General features: G+C 53.8%; 12 protein-coding genes. 5 read left to right on the top strand and 7 right to left on the bottom strand.

Translation table 11 applies throughout. The features are described 5' to 3' along the window. Window positions 1-39 precede the first annotated feature (39 nt). Together VE954_RS17245 and VE954_RS17240 are read left to right on the top strand one after the other, a co-directional pair. The gene (locus VE954_RS17245; protein WP_324954973.1) at window positions 40-1,053 is read left to right on the top strand and encodes a tetratricopeptide repeat protein; all 1,014 of its coding nucleotides are present in this window, start codon (window positions 40-42) and stop codon (window positions 1,051-1,053) included. Between the two features lie 190 nt (window positions 1,054-1,243). Beyond that, window positions 1,244-3,130: a bifunctional homocysteine S-methyltransferase/methylenetetrahydrofolate reductase gene (locus VE954_RS17240; protein WP_324954971.1), complete on the top strand. Its 1,887-nt coding sequence runs from the start codon at window positions 1,244-1,246 to the stop codon at window positions 3,128-3,130. Here VE954_RS17240 and VE954_RS17235 read toward each other — a convergent pair whose 3' ends face one another. Next, a complete protein-coding gene (locus VE954_RS17235; protein WP_324954969.1) occupies window positions 3,131-4,003 on the bottom strand; it encodes an EamA family transporter in 873 nt (290 codons plus the stop codon). A gap of 221 nt (window positions 4,004-4,224) precedes the next feature. Between VE954_RS17235 and VE954_RS17230 the strand changes: the two genes are divergently transcribed. Next, complete coding sequence (locus VE954_RS17230) at window positions 4,225-6,291, top strand: PilT/PilU family type 4a pilus ATPase (RefSeq protein ID WP_324954967.1); 2,067 nt, start codon at window positions 4,225-4,227, stop codon at window positions 6,289-6,291. On the opposite strand, the gene VE954_RS17225 is transcribed toward VE954_RS17230, so the two are convergent. The 6 genes from VE954_RS17225 to trpS form a co-directional block, all read right to left on the bottom strand. After that, window positions 6,288-7,274 (bottom strand): isopenicillin N synthase family dioxygenase, encoded by a 987-nt coding sequence (locus tag VE954_RS17225; protein ID WP_324954965.1) that lies wholly within the window; start codon window positions 7,272-7,274, stop codon window positions 6,288-6,290. The two genes, VE954_RS17230 and VE954_RS17225, sit on opposite strands and share 4 nt — an antisense overlap. A 12-nt stretch (window positions 7,275-7,286) precedes the next feature. Beyond that, the gene (locus VE954_RS17220) at window positions 7,287-8,501 is read right to left on the bottom strand and encodes an FAD-dependent oxidoreductase (RefSeq protein WP_324954963.1); all 1,215 of its coding nucleotides are present in this window, start codon (window positions 8,499-8,501) and stop codon (window positions 7,287-7,289) included. Window positions 8,502-8,504: 3 nt separating this feature from the next. Next, entirely contained in the window at window positions 8,505-9,581 is a 1,077-nt protein-coding gene (gene mtgA, locus VE954_RS17215) for a monofunctional biosynthetic peptidoglycan transglycosylase (protein WP_324954961.1), read from the bottom strand. Then, window positions 9,578-11,056 carry a hypothetical protein gene (locus VE954_RS17210; protein ID WP_324954959.1) on the bottom strand — a complete coding sequence of 493 codons (1,479 nt, stop codon included), beginning with the start codon at window positions 11,054-11,056 and terminating at the stop codon, window positions 9,578-9,580. Before VE954_RS17210 ends, mtgA begins: the two co-directional genes overlap by 4 nt. 78 nt (window positions 11,057-11,134) lie before the next feature. Beyond that, window positions 11,135-13,288, bottom strand: a complete 2,154-nt coding sequence (locus tag VE954_RS17205; protein WP_324954957.1) for a DUF455 family protein — start codon at window positions 13,286-13,288, stop codon at window positions 11,135-11,137. A 15-nt stretch (window positions 13,289-13,303) separates the two neighbouring features. Then, window positions 13,304-14,317, bottom strand: a complete 1,014-nt coding sequence (trpS, locus tag VE954_RS17200) for a tryptophan--tRNA ligase (RefSeq protein WP_324954955.1) — start codon at window positions 14,315-14,317, stop codon at window positions 13,304-13,306. A gap of 216 nt (window positions 14,318-14,533) precedes the next feature. Here trpS and VE954_RS17195 point away from each other — a divergent pair, with 216 nt between their 5' ends. Together VE954_RS17195 and VE954_RS17190 are read left to right on the top strand one after the other, a co-directional pair. Continuing rightward, window positions 14,534-15,298, top strand: coding sequence for a TerC family protein (locus VE954_RS17195; RefSeq protein ID WP_324954953.1), 765 nt, complete (start codon window positions 14,534-14,536; stop codon window positions 15,296-15,298). A gap of 103 nt (window positions 15,299-15,401) precedes the next feature. Continuing rightward, a partial coding sequence (locus VE954_RS17190; protein WP_324954951.1) for a pitrilysin family protein occupies window positions 15,402-16,656 on the top strand: 1,255 nt, incomplete at its 3' end.

Here is a 16,656-nt window from a genome sequence, read left to right as displayed (position 1 = left end):
ATCGAGTCGATATTGGGAAGAATCTGGAAGGAGCGTATTATGTTGAAGTGGAAGCATCTGATCTTGGGACTTGGAATTCTCGCCCTCCCGGCCTGCACCACCACCAGTGGTGGAACGAGCAGCAGCGAAGCGCGTCGTGGCGCTTCCACCTTGTCTTATAGCAAGGCGCCCATCGTGCACCAGACCAATGGCCGCAATATTATGCGGAAATTGGATCGTGACAGCTGGGTCGAGATTCGTAACAGCACCAAAAGCGAGCATATCAAACTGTATGCAGCTCTGGGCGCTGGCGAATGGGATGTCGCAGTTTCCGACGCCCGGACCTATCTGCAAAGTCATCCCCAGGATGAAGTGGCTTTAACGGTTCTGGCCATCGGTCTGTCGATGAAGAAAAACTATAGCATGGCAGCCTACTACGCCAACCTTTTGAATCAGTATCATCCTGGCAATCCCGAAGTGCATAACCTTTTGGGTCTGGCTTTGATGAATAAACCCGGCGCCAACTTCGAAGACTATCAAGCCGCGAAGCAGAAGTTTGAACAGGCTTTTGATGGTTCCGGTCAGCAGATTGCCAGCGGTTTGAACCTGGCTCACCTGAATCTGGAAATGGGTAACGCTGAAGCGGCCCGGGATATTTTCCAGGCTGTCCGTCCTCGCTGCGGTGATTGTAACGAAGCGATGATGGGTTATGGAATTGCCCTGAGCCGTCTTCGTGATTTTGCCAAAGCCGAGGCCGTGTTTTCAGAAGTTTTGAAGCGAGATGCCCATAGTGCTTATGCGCGATTCTATCTGGCCCTGGTTGCGAAATATGGACGGAACGATAACAAGACTGCCATGACCCATTTGACTGCTTTGGTCGAAGATCCGGAAATTAAAAACGTGGAAATGCAGCGCAAGGGCAACTTCCTTCTGCGCCGCATTCAGGCTGAAGTTTATAGCCAACCGAAGGACTCGGCGATTGCCAAGCAAAAGCCAGCGAACACTTCGAAAAAGGCCGCCATGGAAGCTGAAATTGTACCGGAAGACCTTGAACAAGTGATCAACGCTGAATAAGCGTCTGCTCATACTCCTTCCCTTCCGGGGTCTCGCTGGCAAGCGAGGCCCTTTTTCCTATTTTTGACTGACAACTCCTCTTTCCAAGCCTTCCATTCTGAATTACGATAGCAAAATCGTGTCAATTCATGTCACCTTGGCTCAAAAGCCCGCAGGGGTTCCGGAGCCGCACGCTACTGGGAATGGAACGATGGAACTGCCCAAATCTTTTCGAGAAGTCCTTCAGCAGAAACTTCCCCTGCTCTTTGATGGGGCCACGGGAACTGAACTCTATAATCGCGGTATATTCATCAACCGTTGTTTCGAGGACGCCAACCTTTCCAGTCCTTCCATCGTTCTGGAATTGCATCGGGACTATCTGAAGGCGGGCGCCGAAGTTCTCAGCACCAATAGCTGGGGTGCCAATCGCTTCAAATTGGCCAAGCATAACCTGCAGGACCAGACCGTCCTGATCAACCGGACCGCAGCCAAATTAGCCAAGGAAGCCGCAGGAGATGTGGCATTTGTGGCGGGCTCGGTGGGACCGCTCGGCGTACGGATCGAACCCTGGGGCCCGACCAGTTTCCAGGAAGCCCGGGATGCCTTTGCGGAGCAAATTCGCGGGCTCAAGGAAGGCGGCGCCGATCTGATCTGTCTCGAAACCTTTGGCGATATCAGTGAGCTTCAACAGGCCATTCAGGCAGCCAAACAGGAGGCGCCTGACCTGCCACTTCTGGCTCAGATCACGATCAGTTCGGAAGGGCAGACCCCGGTGGGAACGCCCGCGGAATGGGCTTTGAAAAAAGTCCTGGAGTGGGGCGTTGATGCTGTTGGTTTCAACTGCTCGGTGGGCCCGCAACCCCTCATGACTCAGATTCAGAAATCGTTCCCTGACCTGAATATTCCTTTCATCGTGCAGCCGAACGCTGGCTTGCCCAAGGAAATCGATGGTCGTTTGATTTATATGTGCACGCCGGAGTATATGGCTGAATTCACCAAACACTTCCTGCAGATTGGTGTGCAGTTCGTGGGTGGCTGCTGCGGAACTTCCCCGGAGCATATCAAAGCCATGTCCCAGACCTTCCGGCATCAGCGGGCCATGAACTCGGCCGCGGAAGTCGCACAACGTCCGCGCATTTCCATGGAATTTGCCGGATCGGAAGATACCAAAACCCAACATAATGCGCTCTGTGTCCCCGTACCTTTCGAAGAAAAATCGCGTTGGTCCTATAAGCTCGCGCATGGTCAGCAGGTGACCAGCGTCGAACTTCTGCCGCCAGCCAGCGTGGTGCCGACTAAAATTCTGGATAACTCCACGCGTCTCAAGGCTGCTGGCATCGATGCGATCAACATTCCGGATGGCCCGCGGGCGAGTGCGCGCATGAGTGCGATTCTCACCGCCGTCATGATCGAGCAGAAAGTCGGTATCGAAACCGTTCTGCATTATACCTGTCGTGACCGCAACCTTCTGGGGATGCAGTCTGATATGCTCGGCGCTCACGCCATTGGTTTGCGCAACATGCTGCTCGTCACAGGCGATCCGCCCAAGATGGGCAGCTATCCGAATGCCACGGGTGTCTTCGATATCGACGCCATCGGTCTCACCAACATGGTGTCGCGACTCAACAGCGGGATGGACCTCGGTTCCCGACCCATCGGTGAACCCACGGCCTTATCCATAGGCGTCGGCGTCAACCCTGTGCACCGTGATTTCGAATACGAGATGAAGCGCTTCGCTTACAAAGTCGAAGCCGGTGCCGAGTGGGCCATCACCCAACCCGTCTTTGATCTGCGGGCTCTGTATCGCCTGCTCGAATACATTGAAAAGCATAATCTCAAGATCCCCATCATCGCCGGCATCTGGCCTCTGATGAGCTTCCGGAATGCCCAGTTCATGCATAACGAAGTTCCGGGTGTTTTCATTCCGGACGAAATCATGAAACGCATGGCCGCCCCCAAGAATCCCGAAGACGCCCGCAAGGTCGGTATCGAGATCGCTCGCGCCATGGTTCAGGAATTGGGTTCATCGGTCCAGGGTTTCCAGGTCTCCGCGCCCTTCGGCAAAGTGGAACTGGCTTTGGAAGTGTTGGACCGGTAATCACGCATAATAAAGCACCACACCACCCAGGGTCATCAGGGCTATCCCGATGACCTTGCCGGCACTCATGCTTTCGCGCAGCACGGTAAATCCATAAACACTGACAAAGATCACACTCAGCCGTTTGACGCTGAGCACTGTGGCGACGTCGCCGCCGACGTTGTACGCCTGGAATTGCGACCAGGATGAAACCGCCGAGACGAGGCCGAGGATCAGGAGCAGTTTCCACACGTGGCTGGCTTCGCGGGACAGGTTGCGCAGGCCTCCGGCGTGACGGAAGGAGAGGGGAGCGAGGCAGATGATGACACCAAGAGTCGTAAAGAAGAGGGCTGTACCGGCATCGTAGGCCTGCACCATCCACTTTTGAATATGAGTGGTCCAGACCCCCAGGATGACTGTGATCCACACATAACGCGCGGCGCGGTCGCTCATGATTTTAACCAGGGGTTCGAAGGGCCGACGCCAGGCTTCAAGTTTCAAAAAGTACCCCCCCATACCCACGGTGCAGATGCCTGCCCAGGCCTGGGAGCTGAGGCCATCCTCGCTCCATAAAGGACCGGAGAGCGCCACGAAAACGGGCAGAAAAATCAGGAGCGGGGATACGTCCGACATTTGCCCATGTTTGGTCGCTTTGCTGAGATAGACAATGCCGAGCATGGCGGGAACAACGCTGGCGCCAAGCATCAACCAGAAATCACTGTCGAGGGAGGCAAGACTGTGCGCATGCAAAAAAGGGAGGACAAAAAGCATCGTGAAGAGCTGATCAAAGAAGGAAAAACTGGAAGGTTCCAGGTTATGTAAAAGCTTTTTCGCCAGGACAGATTTAAAGCTGCAAAAGATCATGCAACAAATGGCGAGAGTAAACCAACCCAAGGTCCTGTCCCTCCTTGATGGAACCCTTTAATTTACGGCAATTTGCAGAAATACTTGAGGTTTTCCGATCTTCAAGCCATTTTACCCAGACCTTTGAACCAGTTACATTCATCCCTTCGCATTTCCAAGCCCCGGTATAATTTTAAAAGACTATAGTCTGATGATTTCAGGCCGATAGGAATTTCGGACTCAGACTATTTTTTTTTCTACAGGCAAGGGTTATGGAGAACTTTAAAAAAGCTCTCAAACAAGCCATCCTCGACAAGGCGGAAGCTGTGCGCTTCGAAGAAGCACAGAAACCGCAGTTGATGATGTTTGCCGTGGAACGGCCGGTGGCTCCATTGCCTGAACAAACTCGCCAGGAAATCCTGCAGCTGATCGAATCCCTGCTGCCCATGAGTCAACCGACCTCCGCCCCCGTACGTGAGGGCGTCTTATCCATTGTGAATTTCGGTGAACTCAAGCTGATCGCGTCCACCGGTGATGTGGCCCGCCTGTTTGCGTTCATACCGCCGCAAGGCAATCAAATGTATCAGCAGATCAAAAATCAACTGCTGAATCAGTCCTTGAAACCGGTTCCTAAACCTATCGCCATGGAAGAGGCTTCGCCTTTTGCGCGATCGGAACAACCGGGACATTTCGCAATGGCCACGGTCACAGGACAGGGCAGCACCGAAAGTTTCGCGGGTACACCTGCGGCCAAACCGGAAGAGCCTGCGTTGCCTCCATCAGTTATTGGACTCACAGTGCCGCCCCTACCCAAAGCCACGGCTGGTGATACCGGTGCGACAGTCGTCAAGCCGCGATTTGATAAACCTATTCCTGTGGATTTTGCGAGTGATCCTGGTCCCGATGCGGACAGTGATCCTCTCAAAGCTCCTGAACCGGCTCAAAATACGGTGATCAGCGCCCATGTTCCCGAGGCACTGCAACCCGCGATGACGCCGCCCGGATTTCAAAAAGAAGAATACACGGACGCGGAAGATTACCACTTCAATCAGTCGGTTCATTCGCTGTCCCGTGGTCCAAGTGAATTCACTAATACCTATGCAGCCATTCATCTGCCCGTGGCAGGCCCAGCGCCCCATGCGGTGGAAGCCATGGAAAGCAATATTCCGCCTAGAAAAGCGCCTGATGATCAGCCTGTGATCCATTTTGGTGCCAGTATCCCAGGTGAAACGATTGAGCGGACTGGACGTTTGCCTATCGATACCATTCTGGAAGAAATGGTGTCGAAGCGAGCCTCCGATTTGCATCTCACGCTGGGCGAACCAGCCTGTGTTCGTATCGATGGCGAAATCGTTCGCATGGGTTCTGGCGCTCTGACAGAAGACGTGGTGCGCTCGTATCTATTGCCCATCATGCCACCGAAAAATCGCGAAGAATTCGCTCGCATCTGTGATACTGATTTTTCCTATGAAGTGCCGGGTCTGGCTCGATTCCGTGTCAACGTCTTCCGTAACCGCATGGGCGTCGGCGCGGTTCTGCGGCAGATTCCTGATAAAATTCTGTCCGCTGATGAACTTGGCTTGCCCGCGGCGGTTCGCAAACTCTGCGAATTGCATAAAGGCCTGGTCGTGGTCACCGGTCCCACCGGTAGTGGTAAATCCACCACCCTGGCTTCGATGGTGGACCTGATCAATGAATCACGCAATGAACACATTCTAACGATCGAAGATCCTATCGAATTCGTACACAAGCAAAAGCGCTGCCTGATCAATCAGCGCGAAGTCCATAAGCATACGCAATCCTTCTCACGAGCGCTGCGTGCAGCCTTGCGCGAGGATCCGGATATTATCCTGATCGGCGAGATGCGTGATTTGGAAACGGTCGAAATTGCCATCGAAACCGCCGAGACCGGTCACCTGGTTTTTGGTACCCTGCACACCAATACTGCGATCTCGACAGTGGATCGCCTTGTCGATCAGTTCCCGGCGGATCAGCAGGAACAGGTGCGGGTGATGCTGGCGGAATCCCTGAAAGGCGTCGTGGCGCAAACCCTGGTCAAGAAAAAAGGCGGCGGTCGCGTCGCAGCTCAGGAAATTCTGATCGTGGACAAGGCCGTCTCGAGCCTGATCCGTGAAGGCAATACGCATATGGTGCAAAACCACATGCAAACCCAGAAAGCCAAAGGCAACTGCACGCTCAATGATGCCCTGATAGCTCTGGTGAGCAAAGGTATCGTCGATCCGCGTGACGCTTATGCCAAAGCTGTGGAAAAGGATGCCTTCGCCAACATGCTTCAGCAAAAGGGCATTACCCTCGATCCGAGCGTAAAAACAGCCTAGGATTTCTTTTCCAGCACATCCTGCTTCAAGTCCGGAAACACCTTCGACACTTTATTCAGCACATAATCGCCATAGGTTCCCTGAAACGCATGCACGCTGGCCTTATCCCAGCGCTCGTCGCGGTCTTCGCGCGTCGTCTTCGCCAGAGGCAGGGGTTTCACCTCGCTATCAAATCCCGGATCAAAGAACAAAGGATAGGAATAGCGATTGCGTCCCGAAACATTTTTCACCCGATGCGGTGTCGAACGGTAGAGCCCGCCCGTCATGCGATCCAACATATCGCCTATATTACAGACAAACGAATGCGGCACCGGGGGTGCATCCACCCACTGGGATTTGGATTTGACCTGCAACCCACCACAGTCGTCCTGCTTTAAAATCGTCAGTAGACCATAATCTGTATGTTCGCCCACGCCCCAGCTATCCTGAGTTTTGGGTTGGGGATCGGGCGGATAATGGAAGATGCGAAACAGGATGAGCGGATCCTTGGTACAATGCTGATGAAAATAATCCTCGGCAAGCCCGAGGCTCAGGCCCATGATTCCCATCAACTGGTGCCCTAGACGGGTGACGGCATCCATATACTCCAGCACCGTGGCCTTGAAACCGGGCACGTTTGGAAACAGATTGGCTCCATGCAAAGGCACGCCTGCCTTGACCTTGGGATGATCTGCCGGTAATTCCGTGCCGAGGTAAAGACCTTCCTTCAGATCGGGCTTGCCCGACGTCAGCTCACCACCGACAGGAAAATAGCCCCGCCAGGCTTTGCCGCCCAAGGCCATGCGAAGCTGCATTTTGGACGCTTCGTCCTGCTGAAAAAACTGCCGGCTCAAATCTTCAAGGCGCTTTTGCAGGGCTTCATCCACACCATGGTGAATGACGTAAAAGAAGCCGCTTTCACAGCAGGCCTTCCGCACGTCAGCCGCCACCTTCTTTTTGTCCTGAGCCAGATCGACAATCGGAATGCTTGTGAAGTCCTGCATGGTTGCCTCGCTTTAGATAAAAAACCTCGGATTGCATTTTTCCCGCACGATATCCGGCACCGGATCGCCGTTGATGATATCAGCCAGTATTTTCGCAGATCCGTGCGCCCAGGAAAAGCCATGACCGGTGTAGCCGCTGCAGGTGAAAATGCGCTGGCTATCGGTGGGCCCGATAAAGGGAAAACCGGTTTTGGACGCGGCCATGATTCCGGACCAGGAAAATTCCCATTCCACCTTTTCCGTCAGGGCATAGTGGTTTTCCACAAATTCCCTCAGACCCAGCTCAACAAGTGGATTGACATTGATTTCATAGGTTCCCAGCTCGCCGCCTTCAGTCCGGTTCCGCCAGCCGCCGATCATCAGACGGTTGTCCTCGGTGATAATCGCATATTCATAACCGTGATCAAAGGAATGCGGAAACCGCACCGGGAAGCGATGCTGAAGAGGCTTGCTCGTGATGATCTGCCCCCGGTAGGGTTCGACCAGTCGGTATCGAGCAAAGAATTCAGATAGCAAAGGCGAATAGGCATTCGCCGCGATCACCGCTGCATCCGCCTCGATCGAGCCCCAGGGTGTGGTCTTCAGTCGAACCTTATCCCCGACTTCTTCCACAGCTTCCACCCGCACACCCGAATGATACTTCAGTCCGCGCTTCAGGCAAACGTCAAGAAGCCCGTTGCGGAAAAGAGTCGGATGCGCCTGGGCCGAGCCGGGTTCAAAACGGCCACCGAAAACATTGCGAAAACCCTTCTTTTCCAGCTGTTCACGCGTCACATATTCACTGGCAAAACCGTTTTGCTGGAGAAGTTCAATCGACTGCTGAATTTCTCGTTCCTCGCTTTCATCGATGGCAATCACGAGGTACCCATCCTGTTTATAGTGGGCCTCAATCTGATGCCTGCGAATGGTGTCGCGAACTTCGTGACACACATCGATGGAAAGGGACCAGAGTTTGCTGGCTACTTCCGCGCCATGCAAGGCGACCAGCGCCTGCATCGATTCCACCGTCCCATACAGGATGTGGCCGCAGTTGCGAAAGGTGGCCGCTTTTTCCGGTTCGTAGTCGACCAGGAGCAGATTGGAATAACCTTTTTCCTGGAGCCAATAGGCGGTGCTGACGCCGGATAAACCGGAGCCAATTATAACAATCTCAGCGTCCTGAGGTTTATCAGGGCTGCCTTTTAATGCAGGGACTTCAAGCCAATAAGGATGCGAATAGCCGGACATGAATCACTCCAGTGGAAGAGTATAATCTTCATCATCCTGGGGCTCAGCAACCGGTGTGGGAGTTGTCGTAGGGCTAGCCTCAGGTGAAGGCTCAGGCGAAGGTGAAGCGGCTGGCGCAGGGTCGACCGATGGTGTTCCGGCGGTCACGTCCCCTTCATCAGCAGGCGTATCTTCCTTGGGTTCCTCCAGCGAGGTCTCAGATGGTATCGATGAGCCTGGCGCTTCCGCCGGCGTATCGCCATCGTCTCGATTCAACTCCCGCAACTCCTGTAATTTTTTCGCAAGTTCGGCGGAAACCATCGTGCTGTCAGTCGTAGGCTTCTGGCCTTGCTGCTCGGCATACTGATCTGCAATCTGTAGCGTTCGCGAAAGGCGAGCCACATGCCTTGTGAAAAACCGGGTGCGAGTCCGCGGATTATGTTTCTTCGGACTTGGCAGACTGGCCGCAAGTTCAGCTGCCTGAGCCGAAGTTAAATTATGGGCGCTTGTATGATAATAATAACGGGAGGCCGCCTCGATCCCATAGATCCCGAGGCCAAATTCAGCCACATTCAAATACACATGCAAAATTTCCGCTTTGCTCAGTTTGTATTCCAAAAGCCATGTTAAAAACAGTTCATGGAATTTGCGCAGAGGGTTGCGGGACAGACTGAGAAACATATTCTTGGCCGTCTGCTGCGAAATCGTACTGGCGCCCAAAAGGATTTTGCCGTGCTTCATATTGTAATCGATGGCATCCTGGATGGCCTGAAAATCGACGCCGTTATGCTCGTAAAAGCGGCTGTCTTCCGACAGAATAAAGGCCTTTTTCACCCGATTCGGCAGCTGCTTCTGCAGCGGCGTCCACTGCAGGCGTGGCAGTTTCGGATTTTCGGCCCGCTTCTCTTTATAATCTTCGATCAACGCTGATTCAGGCACCTTGCCCTGACGTATGGCATCCCAGTCAGGCCAGATGATGATCAGACCTACAAGTTCGATGAGGAAGATGAACGCAGCGATGCCCAGCAGCACGCGCCACCAGGACCACCGTATGGATCGAAGCCGGGAAACCAAGGAAGGGGATGCCGTGACCTCGTTCATGCTCCAGCCGCCAGCTGCTGACCATGATTCCTGAGGACATCAAACAAGGTATTGAAGGGGGCGCCGGTCGCACCGAACGCCACACCAGGATAATCACCGCTCCAGTTCCAGCAGGTGCTGAAAATATCGAAATGGACCAAGGGATGGCTGGCGAATTCCTTCAGAAAATGCGCGGCCACGCTGGATCCTCCGCCTATATTCGCATGCGAGGGCAGGCGGCCCATGTTGGTGAGATCAGCAGCCTTGGTCGTGTTGGCTGTTTTAAAGGGCAGAAATTCTTCCCAGCAGCTGAACCTTTCGCCCCATTTTTGCCCGCGCTGATGCAAAAGTTTTTGCAACTCGTCATTGGCGAAATGCACACCCGTAAAATAATTGGAATACTGCCGGAGAGAGGCCGTGGTCAGGGTCGCTGCCATCAGCGTGAGGCCGGGTTTATAGAGGCTATGCGCATAGCTCATGGCATCCGCCAGGATCAATCGACCCTCGGCATCCGTATGCTCGATAAAGACATCCAAACCCTTGTGACTTTTCACCACAACACCGGGTTTCATGGCGTTGGCATCAATGGAATTTTCGCAGGATGGAATCACCAGAATCAGCGGACCTTCATAGCCGGCTTTGACCAACGCCATGAAAAGCTGCGCTGTCAGAGCCGCACCACCCATATCGTTTTTCATGGCATTGACATGACTGTCAAAGGCTTTGAGGTTGATGCCACCGGTATCAAAGGTAATACCCTTGCCAATCAGCATCAAGGGTTTGCCCCCTTGATTGACCCGATGAGTCACCATATAGAGGCGGGATGGCGAGCGTTGCGCCCCCTGTCCAACCGCAAGGAGAAGATTCAAACCTTCACGCCGCAGTTCTTCCAAACCCATCTCGCGAAATTCACAGCTTTGTTCGCTGGCGAATTTACGCAAACGGTTGCCGATTTCAATCGAGGTCAGGTCATCCGGATTTTCATTGATCCACTTCCGGTAACCTTGCATGGCTTCCCAACGCAGGGCCGCATACGGGTCGCTTTTCTTCAGCTTTTCCCCTTCAGCGCTCAGAATATCGACCCGGGTCCAGTCGTTGCCCTGATCGTTCGGCTGCATGGCGGCCAGGAAACCATCCTCGGCCAGCATCAGTTCCTGGACCGGTTCGGCAGAAGCCGCGATAAAAAGACAAAGTTTCTTGATACGCCACTGTTGACGCAGACTGCGATAGAACTGGGAAAGAATCCAACGCCGTTCCAGAGTATGACGGCCAGGTTCCGACCATTCGACCACAGCAAAGGGTCGCCGGGGATCCTTAAAACCCATGTGCAGCTTGCCATAGTGAATCTCGCGCTGCAGAGTGGGAATCGCCTGTTTTTTAAGCTCGTCAATCCATGGACTCACAGGTTGGCCATGACTGGTCAACACCAAAAGAAGCCCATCTTCCGAGTGATCCTGTTCCGGGTATCCATCTGCGACCGACTTGCGATTCAACACCTGTCTGCTCCCTATCGAAATGCGTCCGGCATCGACCATCAGTTTGCCGGGAGGACCCGGCCTCGGTCCATCATAATTTTACGTGGGGTCGCTCAATCCTGTTGGTTGTGCAGACAGAGCGCCCATGCCTTCACAGGCTGCGATCGCATCCGCGCCGACCGCGACAACCCCGAGCACGTACTGACTTTGATAGGGATCATTGGTAAAGAAAATGCCTTTTTCCACTGCATTTTGCTTGCTGCGAGTGGGATGCTGATCTTGCAACGCGCTTGCCAAATCAGTCAGCTTTGCCCAGCCTTTGGCCTGTGCTTCCAAAGCCGTGATGGTTTGCCATAAACTTGGCTGGTAAGGGGACACCCGCTTGCGCAGACCCCGCGCAATATGACCCATTGTCATGCGGCAATTCACTTCGCCGAGCACGCGCAAATAAACCCGATCACGCCAACGATAAAGCATGGTATCAATCCCGGCCGCATAGCGATAACCGCGCGCCTGCAATTTACTGCGGACAATGCTCGCGACTTCGAGCAGCCGTTCATAGGCCGCTTCGTGGCCGGATTTTGCCGCAAACATCATGCTACGAAGTTCCTGATCGAGGGCATAGGACACCGGCTGCAGGGAATGGCCTTTATATTGACCCTTGGCATTGGTGTGAAAGACAAAGCTGCTCAGAGCTTCCTCGTCCGGACTCCAGACCACGGAAATATCGGCAATGCGCTGCAGCCAGGGTTCAATTAAAACGGCTCCGTAAAGCTTCAGCTGACGTTCGATCCAGCCGAGCTGCGATTCGCTCATGTCCTGCCCAGGATAGGCTCGCAGCATACCCGATCCGGCAAATCCATAGGGACTCTTGATCACCGCCGGCGTTCCGAATTGATCGTGCAAACGCGCAATGGCCATGAGCACATCCGTCATGTCGCGCAGCAGGGCTCCATCGGCTTCCTGTGGTCCCCAAAGGGTTTGATCATCACCGGAAAGATGTTCACGCAATTCACGACGCAAGGCGGGCAGCGCCGATTTGCGAAACAGTTCCATCCAGGGGTTCTGCCAAAATCCGGCGGTTGCCAGGTCGATAGGCAAAGGTTTTTGTCCGCTGGGATCGATAATGCGCGCCATATCCAGACTGCGCGGCGTCCAGCCCCATGGCGTGAGACGTTCCCAGCGGCGGGATTCAATCATGCGCCGCAATTCGCGCGCGCTTTCGGGTTGTTCACAGAATTCAGGCAAATCAAAACCAAGCTCACGCATCCGACTCAACCAACGCGTCGAAGGCGCCTTGTGGGCCAGGACCACATCACCCGGTTTGGCCACAAACATCATGCAGTTCATGAGTTCGCCCATGACCTTGCGCGTGCCTTGATTCGGGCTATATCCAGGGCTTTCGCGGGCCAGTTCCAATTCACAGTCGGCGTTATACCAATGCAAGGCCGGAAGCTTGCCACCCTTGCTCCCAGCAAAGACATCCAGTTGTTCCACAAATTCTTCGCTCAAGTTTGCCCTCCGACGCGCATCGATGTCAAAAATAGGACCTTTGGCCCGAGCTGGACTTAAAGGCAACTTAAGACGCTTGGAATAGGCCTGCCACTGTGATTCCTCCGGATCCTTCCAACGATTCAGCCAGCTCACCCCATGCTTGACGTGACCGATTTCATCGTCATAAACCGTCTGTAAAATCGCGGCCGTCTCCGTATCGCCGAGTTGAGCAAAGGCCTGCTGGTAGTATCGTGAAAAATCCAGATTGGCCTGCTCGAAGGTTAGGCTCATCCCGATCACAAAATCCAGGGGATTCTGCATACTCTTGAGACAATCCCAGAAGAATTGATTGACCGGAACGGCGCCCAAATCGACACCGAGCTCCTGCATGCGCCGCTGATACAGTCGCAGATGGCTCTGTTCTTCGGCAATGGTTTGGATCAAGCCAGCGCGAAAGTTAACAGGGGAATCGGGGAAGCGAAGCAGGGCCAGGGCCATGATTTCAATCGCCAGCAATTCGTGATTGGCAAAGAAATGCAGAACGATGCCGCGCGTGCGAGCATCGACAAGTTCGCGCGTCTGAGGAAAGGGAACACGTTCGGTCTTGGGCGCAAAACTCAAGGCCTCGGGACGGCCCGGGCAGGCCGGGATGCCGATGGCAGGTCCGAGCCTGGCGTCGGTCCAGGTCTCGGGCAGTTCCAGCTTATCTTCCAGGCGATTGCCAAAGAGCAGGCGCTCCGCTATGAGGCTGATATCCATGTGTTCCCGTTCCAATCAGCGCAGAATAAAGCCGATGCGCTCGTGCAAGCGGCGCAGGGTGACCTCGGCTTTCGCCGTGGCTTTCTCTGCACCTGTTTTAAGAATACGCTCGAGTTCCGCCTTGTCACCCAGAAGTTCCTGGGTTCTTTTTTGAATAGGGGCCAATTCCTGTTTGACGATTTCAGCGGTTTCAACTTTCAAATGCCCATACATCTTGTTTACGTAACGGGCTTCGATTGCGGCTATGGACTCACCAGTAATGGCCGACTGAATAGACAGAAGGTTGCTCACCCCCGGTTTATTTTCCTCGTCAAAGCGAATCTCTTTGCCTGAATCCGTTTCCGCCCGCTTGAATTTCTTTTCGATATCCGCAGGGCTATCCGTCAGGAACAGACTACCGTTTTCATTGACTGCGCTTTTGCTCATTTTGGTGGTGGGATTGAGCAGATCCATAATCCGGGCCGCCACCGGCGCAATATAGGGTTCCGGCACAACAAAAGTATCATCACCATAGAGCCCATTCAGGCGCTGAGCCACATCACGGGTCAATTCCAAATGCTGCTTTTGATCATCTCCCACGGGGACGAGGTGCGTATCATAAAGCAGGATATCGGCCGCCATCAGCAGCGGATAGGTGAAGAGCCCGACGGGAATATTGGCTCCGGCCTTGCTGCTTTTATCTTTATATTGAGTCATCCGACTGAGTTCGCCCATATAACCGTAACAATTGAGCAGCCAAGCAAGCTGGGAATGTTGGGGCACATGCGATTGAACGAAGAGAGAGCAGTGCTCCAGATCCACGCCCGAAGCGATATAAAGGGCAATGGCCGTGTACGTGTTGTTTCGCAACTCCTGCGGGTCCTGACGTGCCGTTATCGCATGTAGATCGACGGCCATGTAGTGGCAATCAAAGTCCTTCTGGAGCTTCACCCAATTCTTGATAGCACCCAGGTAGTTGCCTAACTGCAAGCGATTGGTGGGTTGAATTCCAGATAAAATGACTTTTTTGCTCGGTGCAGGAGTGGCCATGCAAAATTCCTTTCGCGACAACGTTTCCCCCACGGTATACTGATTTTGCACGCAATCCGCCAGCATTCCCGGCATTTTGAACGTCCTCGTCGCAGAAAAAAAGCGATCGGGACCCTTGAAAGCCTTGCCTAATATTGCGTACCTATCGTGTATAGCCTACATTGTTAAAGAAAATTTTTCTGACCGGTTTGACCGCGCCACTTTGAGGATTAAATTTTGGATATTACCCCAACGCAGATCGGAATGGTTGTACAGTTGGCCATTCTCGAAGGACTTTTGAGTTTCGACAATGCCCTGGCTTTGGCCGCTCTCGTGAGCGCGCGTCTTAAACATCCCGAGGATCGTAGACACGCTCTGCTTTGGGGTATCTGGGGCGCATACGTCATGCGGGTTGGCATCGTGTTCGTCGGTGTGGCTCTCATGGAGCATGAGTGGATTAAGTTCTTAGCGGGTGGCTATCTCGTGTGGCTCGCCGTTAATGAACTCTTCTTGAAAAAAGCCAAGGAAAAAGAACAGCCTGTTAAGGAAGCGCAGGAATTCCGTTTGCCGGATGAAGTCGGGCAGCCTGTTATGCAGCGTGCCGGATGGAAGGCCGTTTGGAAAACCATCATCGCCGTCGAGCTGATGGATTTAATGTTTTCAATCGACTCCGTGGCTGTGGCTTTGGCTGTCTCCAAGGAAAAATGGGTGCTCGTCACGGGTGCTATCCTGGGCATACTCATGATGCGGGTGGCAGCGTCCTACTTCATTCGTTTGATTGAGCGCTTTCCGATTCTTATTGAAACCGCTTTTGTTCTGGTCGGCATCGCCGGTCTGAAGGTGCTTCTTGAAATCCATGAAATCAAACTCGGCGGCACGGTGATTCCCATGCTTGGCCTGCATGTTCCAGAAGGCATCTTCCTGCCGCTTATGGTCGGGATCCTGCTGGGCGCCATCTTCCTGAATTACAAATATCCTGAAAAGTTCAAAAGAGAGCTGTAATCACCCGGCAAATTTTGCCCTCGCCCCAACCGCCTTCTCAGCCGAAAGAACCAATGGGGACTCCCTGTCCCCGAAGGCTTGCGTGACTGAGAAGGAACTTTCCATGACATCCGACAAAATTCTGCGTGCCAGCATCTTCATTCTGGCCTTTCTCGTCGGTCTTCTGCGCGAAAACGTTGCGCACGGCAAAGAAAGCTGGCAGGTCAGGCACGAAGTCGAAGGCATTCGCGAATATCAGCTGCAGAATGGCCTGAAGGTTCTGCTCTTTCCCGATCATTCGAAAGCCACGATCACCGTGAACATGACCTATTTTGTGGGTTCCCGCCATGAAGGTTACGGTGAGGCGGGGATGGCCCATCTTCTGGAGCATATGCTCTTTCGCAGCACCCGCACGCGCACCCATATCATGCAGCTGCTCGAGGAGAAAAGTGGTGACTTCAACGGCATGACCTGGCCGGACGGGACCCTTTATTATGAGACCCTGCCCGCGACTCCGGATAACCTTGAATTTGCGCTGAGTCTGGAAGCGGATCGAATGCTGAACAGTCGCATCACGGCCGATGAACTTCGGACAGAATTTTCTGTGGTTCGCAACGAATTTGAAATGGATGAAAACAATCCTCAGGACGTGCTCCGCGAGCAGATGCTGGGTGTCGCTTATCAGTGGCATGGCTATGGCCGCGCGACTATCGGCAATAAGAGCGATATCGAAAATGTATCGGCGGAGCGCCTGCGTGAATTCTATAAGCGTTACTATCAGACCGACAATGCCATGCTGATCGTGGCCGGACAGTTCGAAGAAGCCGACGCGAAAAAGCTGATCGAAAAATATTTCAGTCCCATGCCCAAGCCTCAGCGTCCGTTGCAGGCGACCTATACCACCGAACCCGTGCAGGAGGGTGAACGTCAGCTGACCATCCGCCGCGCTGGTGACCAGGCAACGGTCGGCCTTATGTATCATACAGTTGCCGGTGGACATCCCGAGGCCGCGGCCGTGGCGGCTTTGGTCGCCATGCTGGCTGAACAGCCGCAAGGGCTGCTCTACAAAGAACTGGTCGAGGAAGGGCTCGCGTCCGAGGTGGAAGGTTCGATATGGAATGCGGCGGAACCCGGCGTCATAAGTTTTTTTGCCAAAGCCGCGAAGGGACAAAAGCCTGAAAAACTCGCGCTTCGGATGATCGAAATCCTGGAAACTCTGCAGCCTGACCAGCTAAACCTTGCACATCTGAAACGTTATCAGCAGCATGCCTCGCGCAATTTCACGCTGAGCTTTAATAGCAATGAAACAGCGGTCAACCTGAGCGAATGGGCTGCCATGGGTGACTGGCGCCTTTTCTTCGCGAATCGGGACTCTGTGA

Source organism: Oligoflexus sp., from assembly GCF_035638955.1.
Lineage (GTDB): Bacteria > Bdellovibrionota_B > Oligoflexia > Oligoflexales > Oligoflexaceae > Oligoflexus.
The sequence above is the reverse complement of the archived record's forward strand: the minus strand, read 5'-3'. Positions and strand labels throughout refer to the sequence as shown.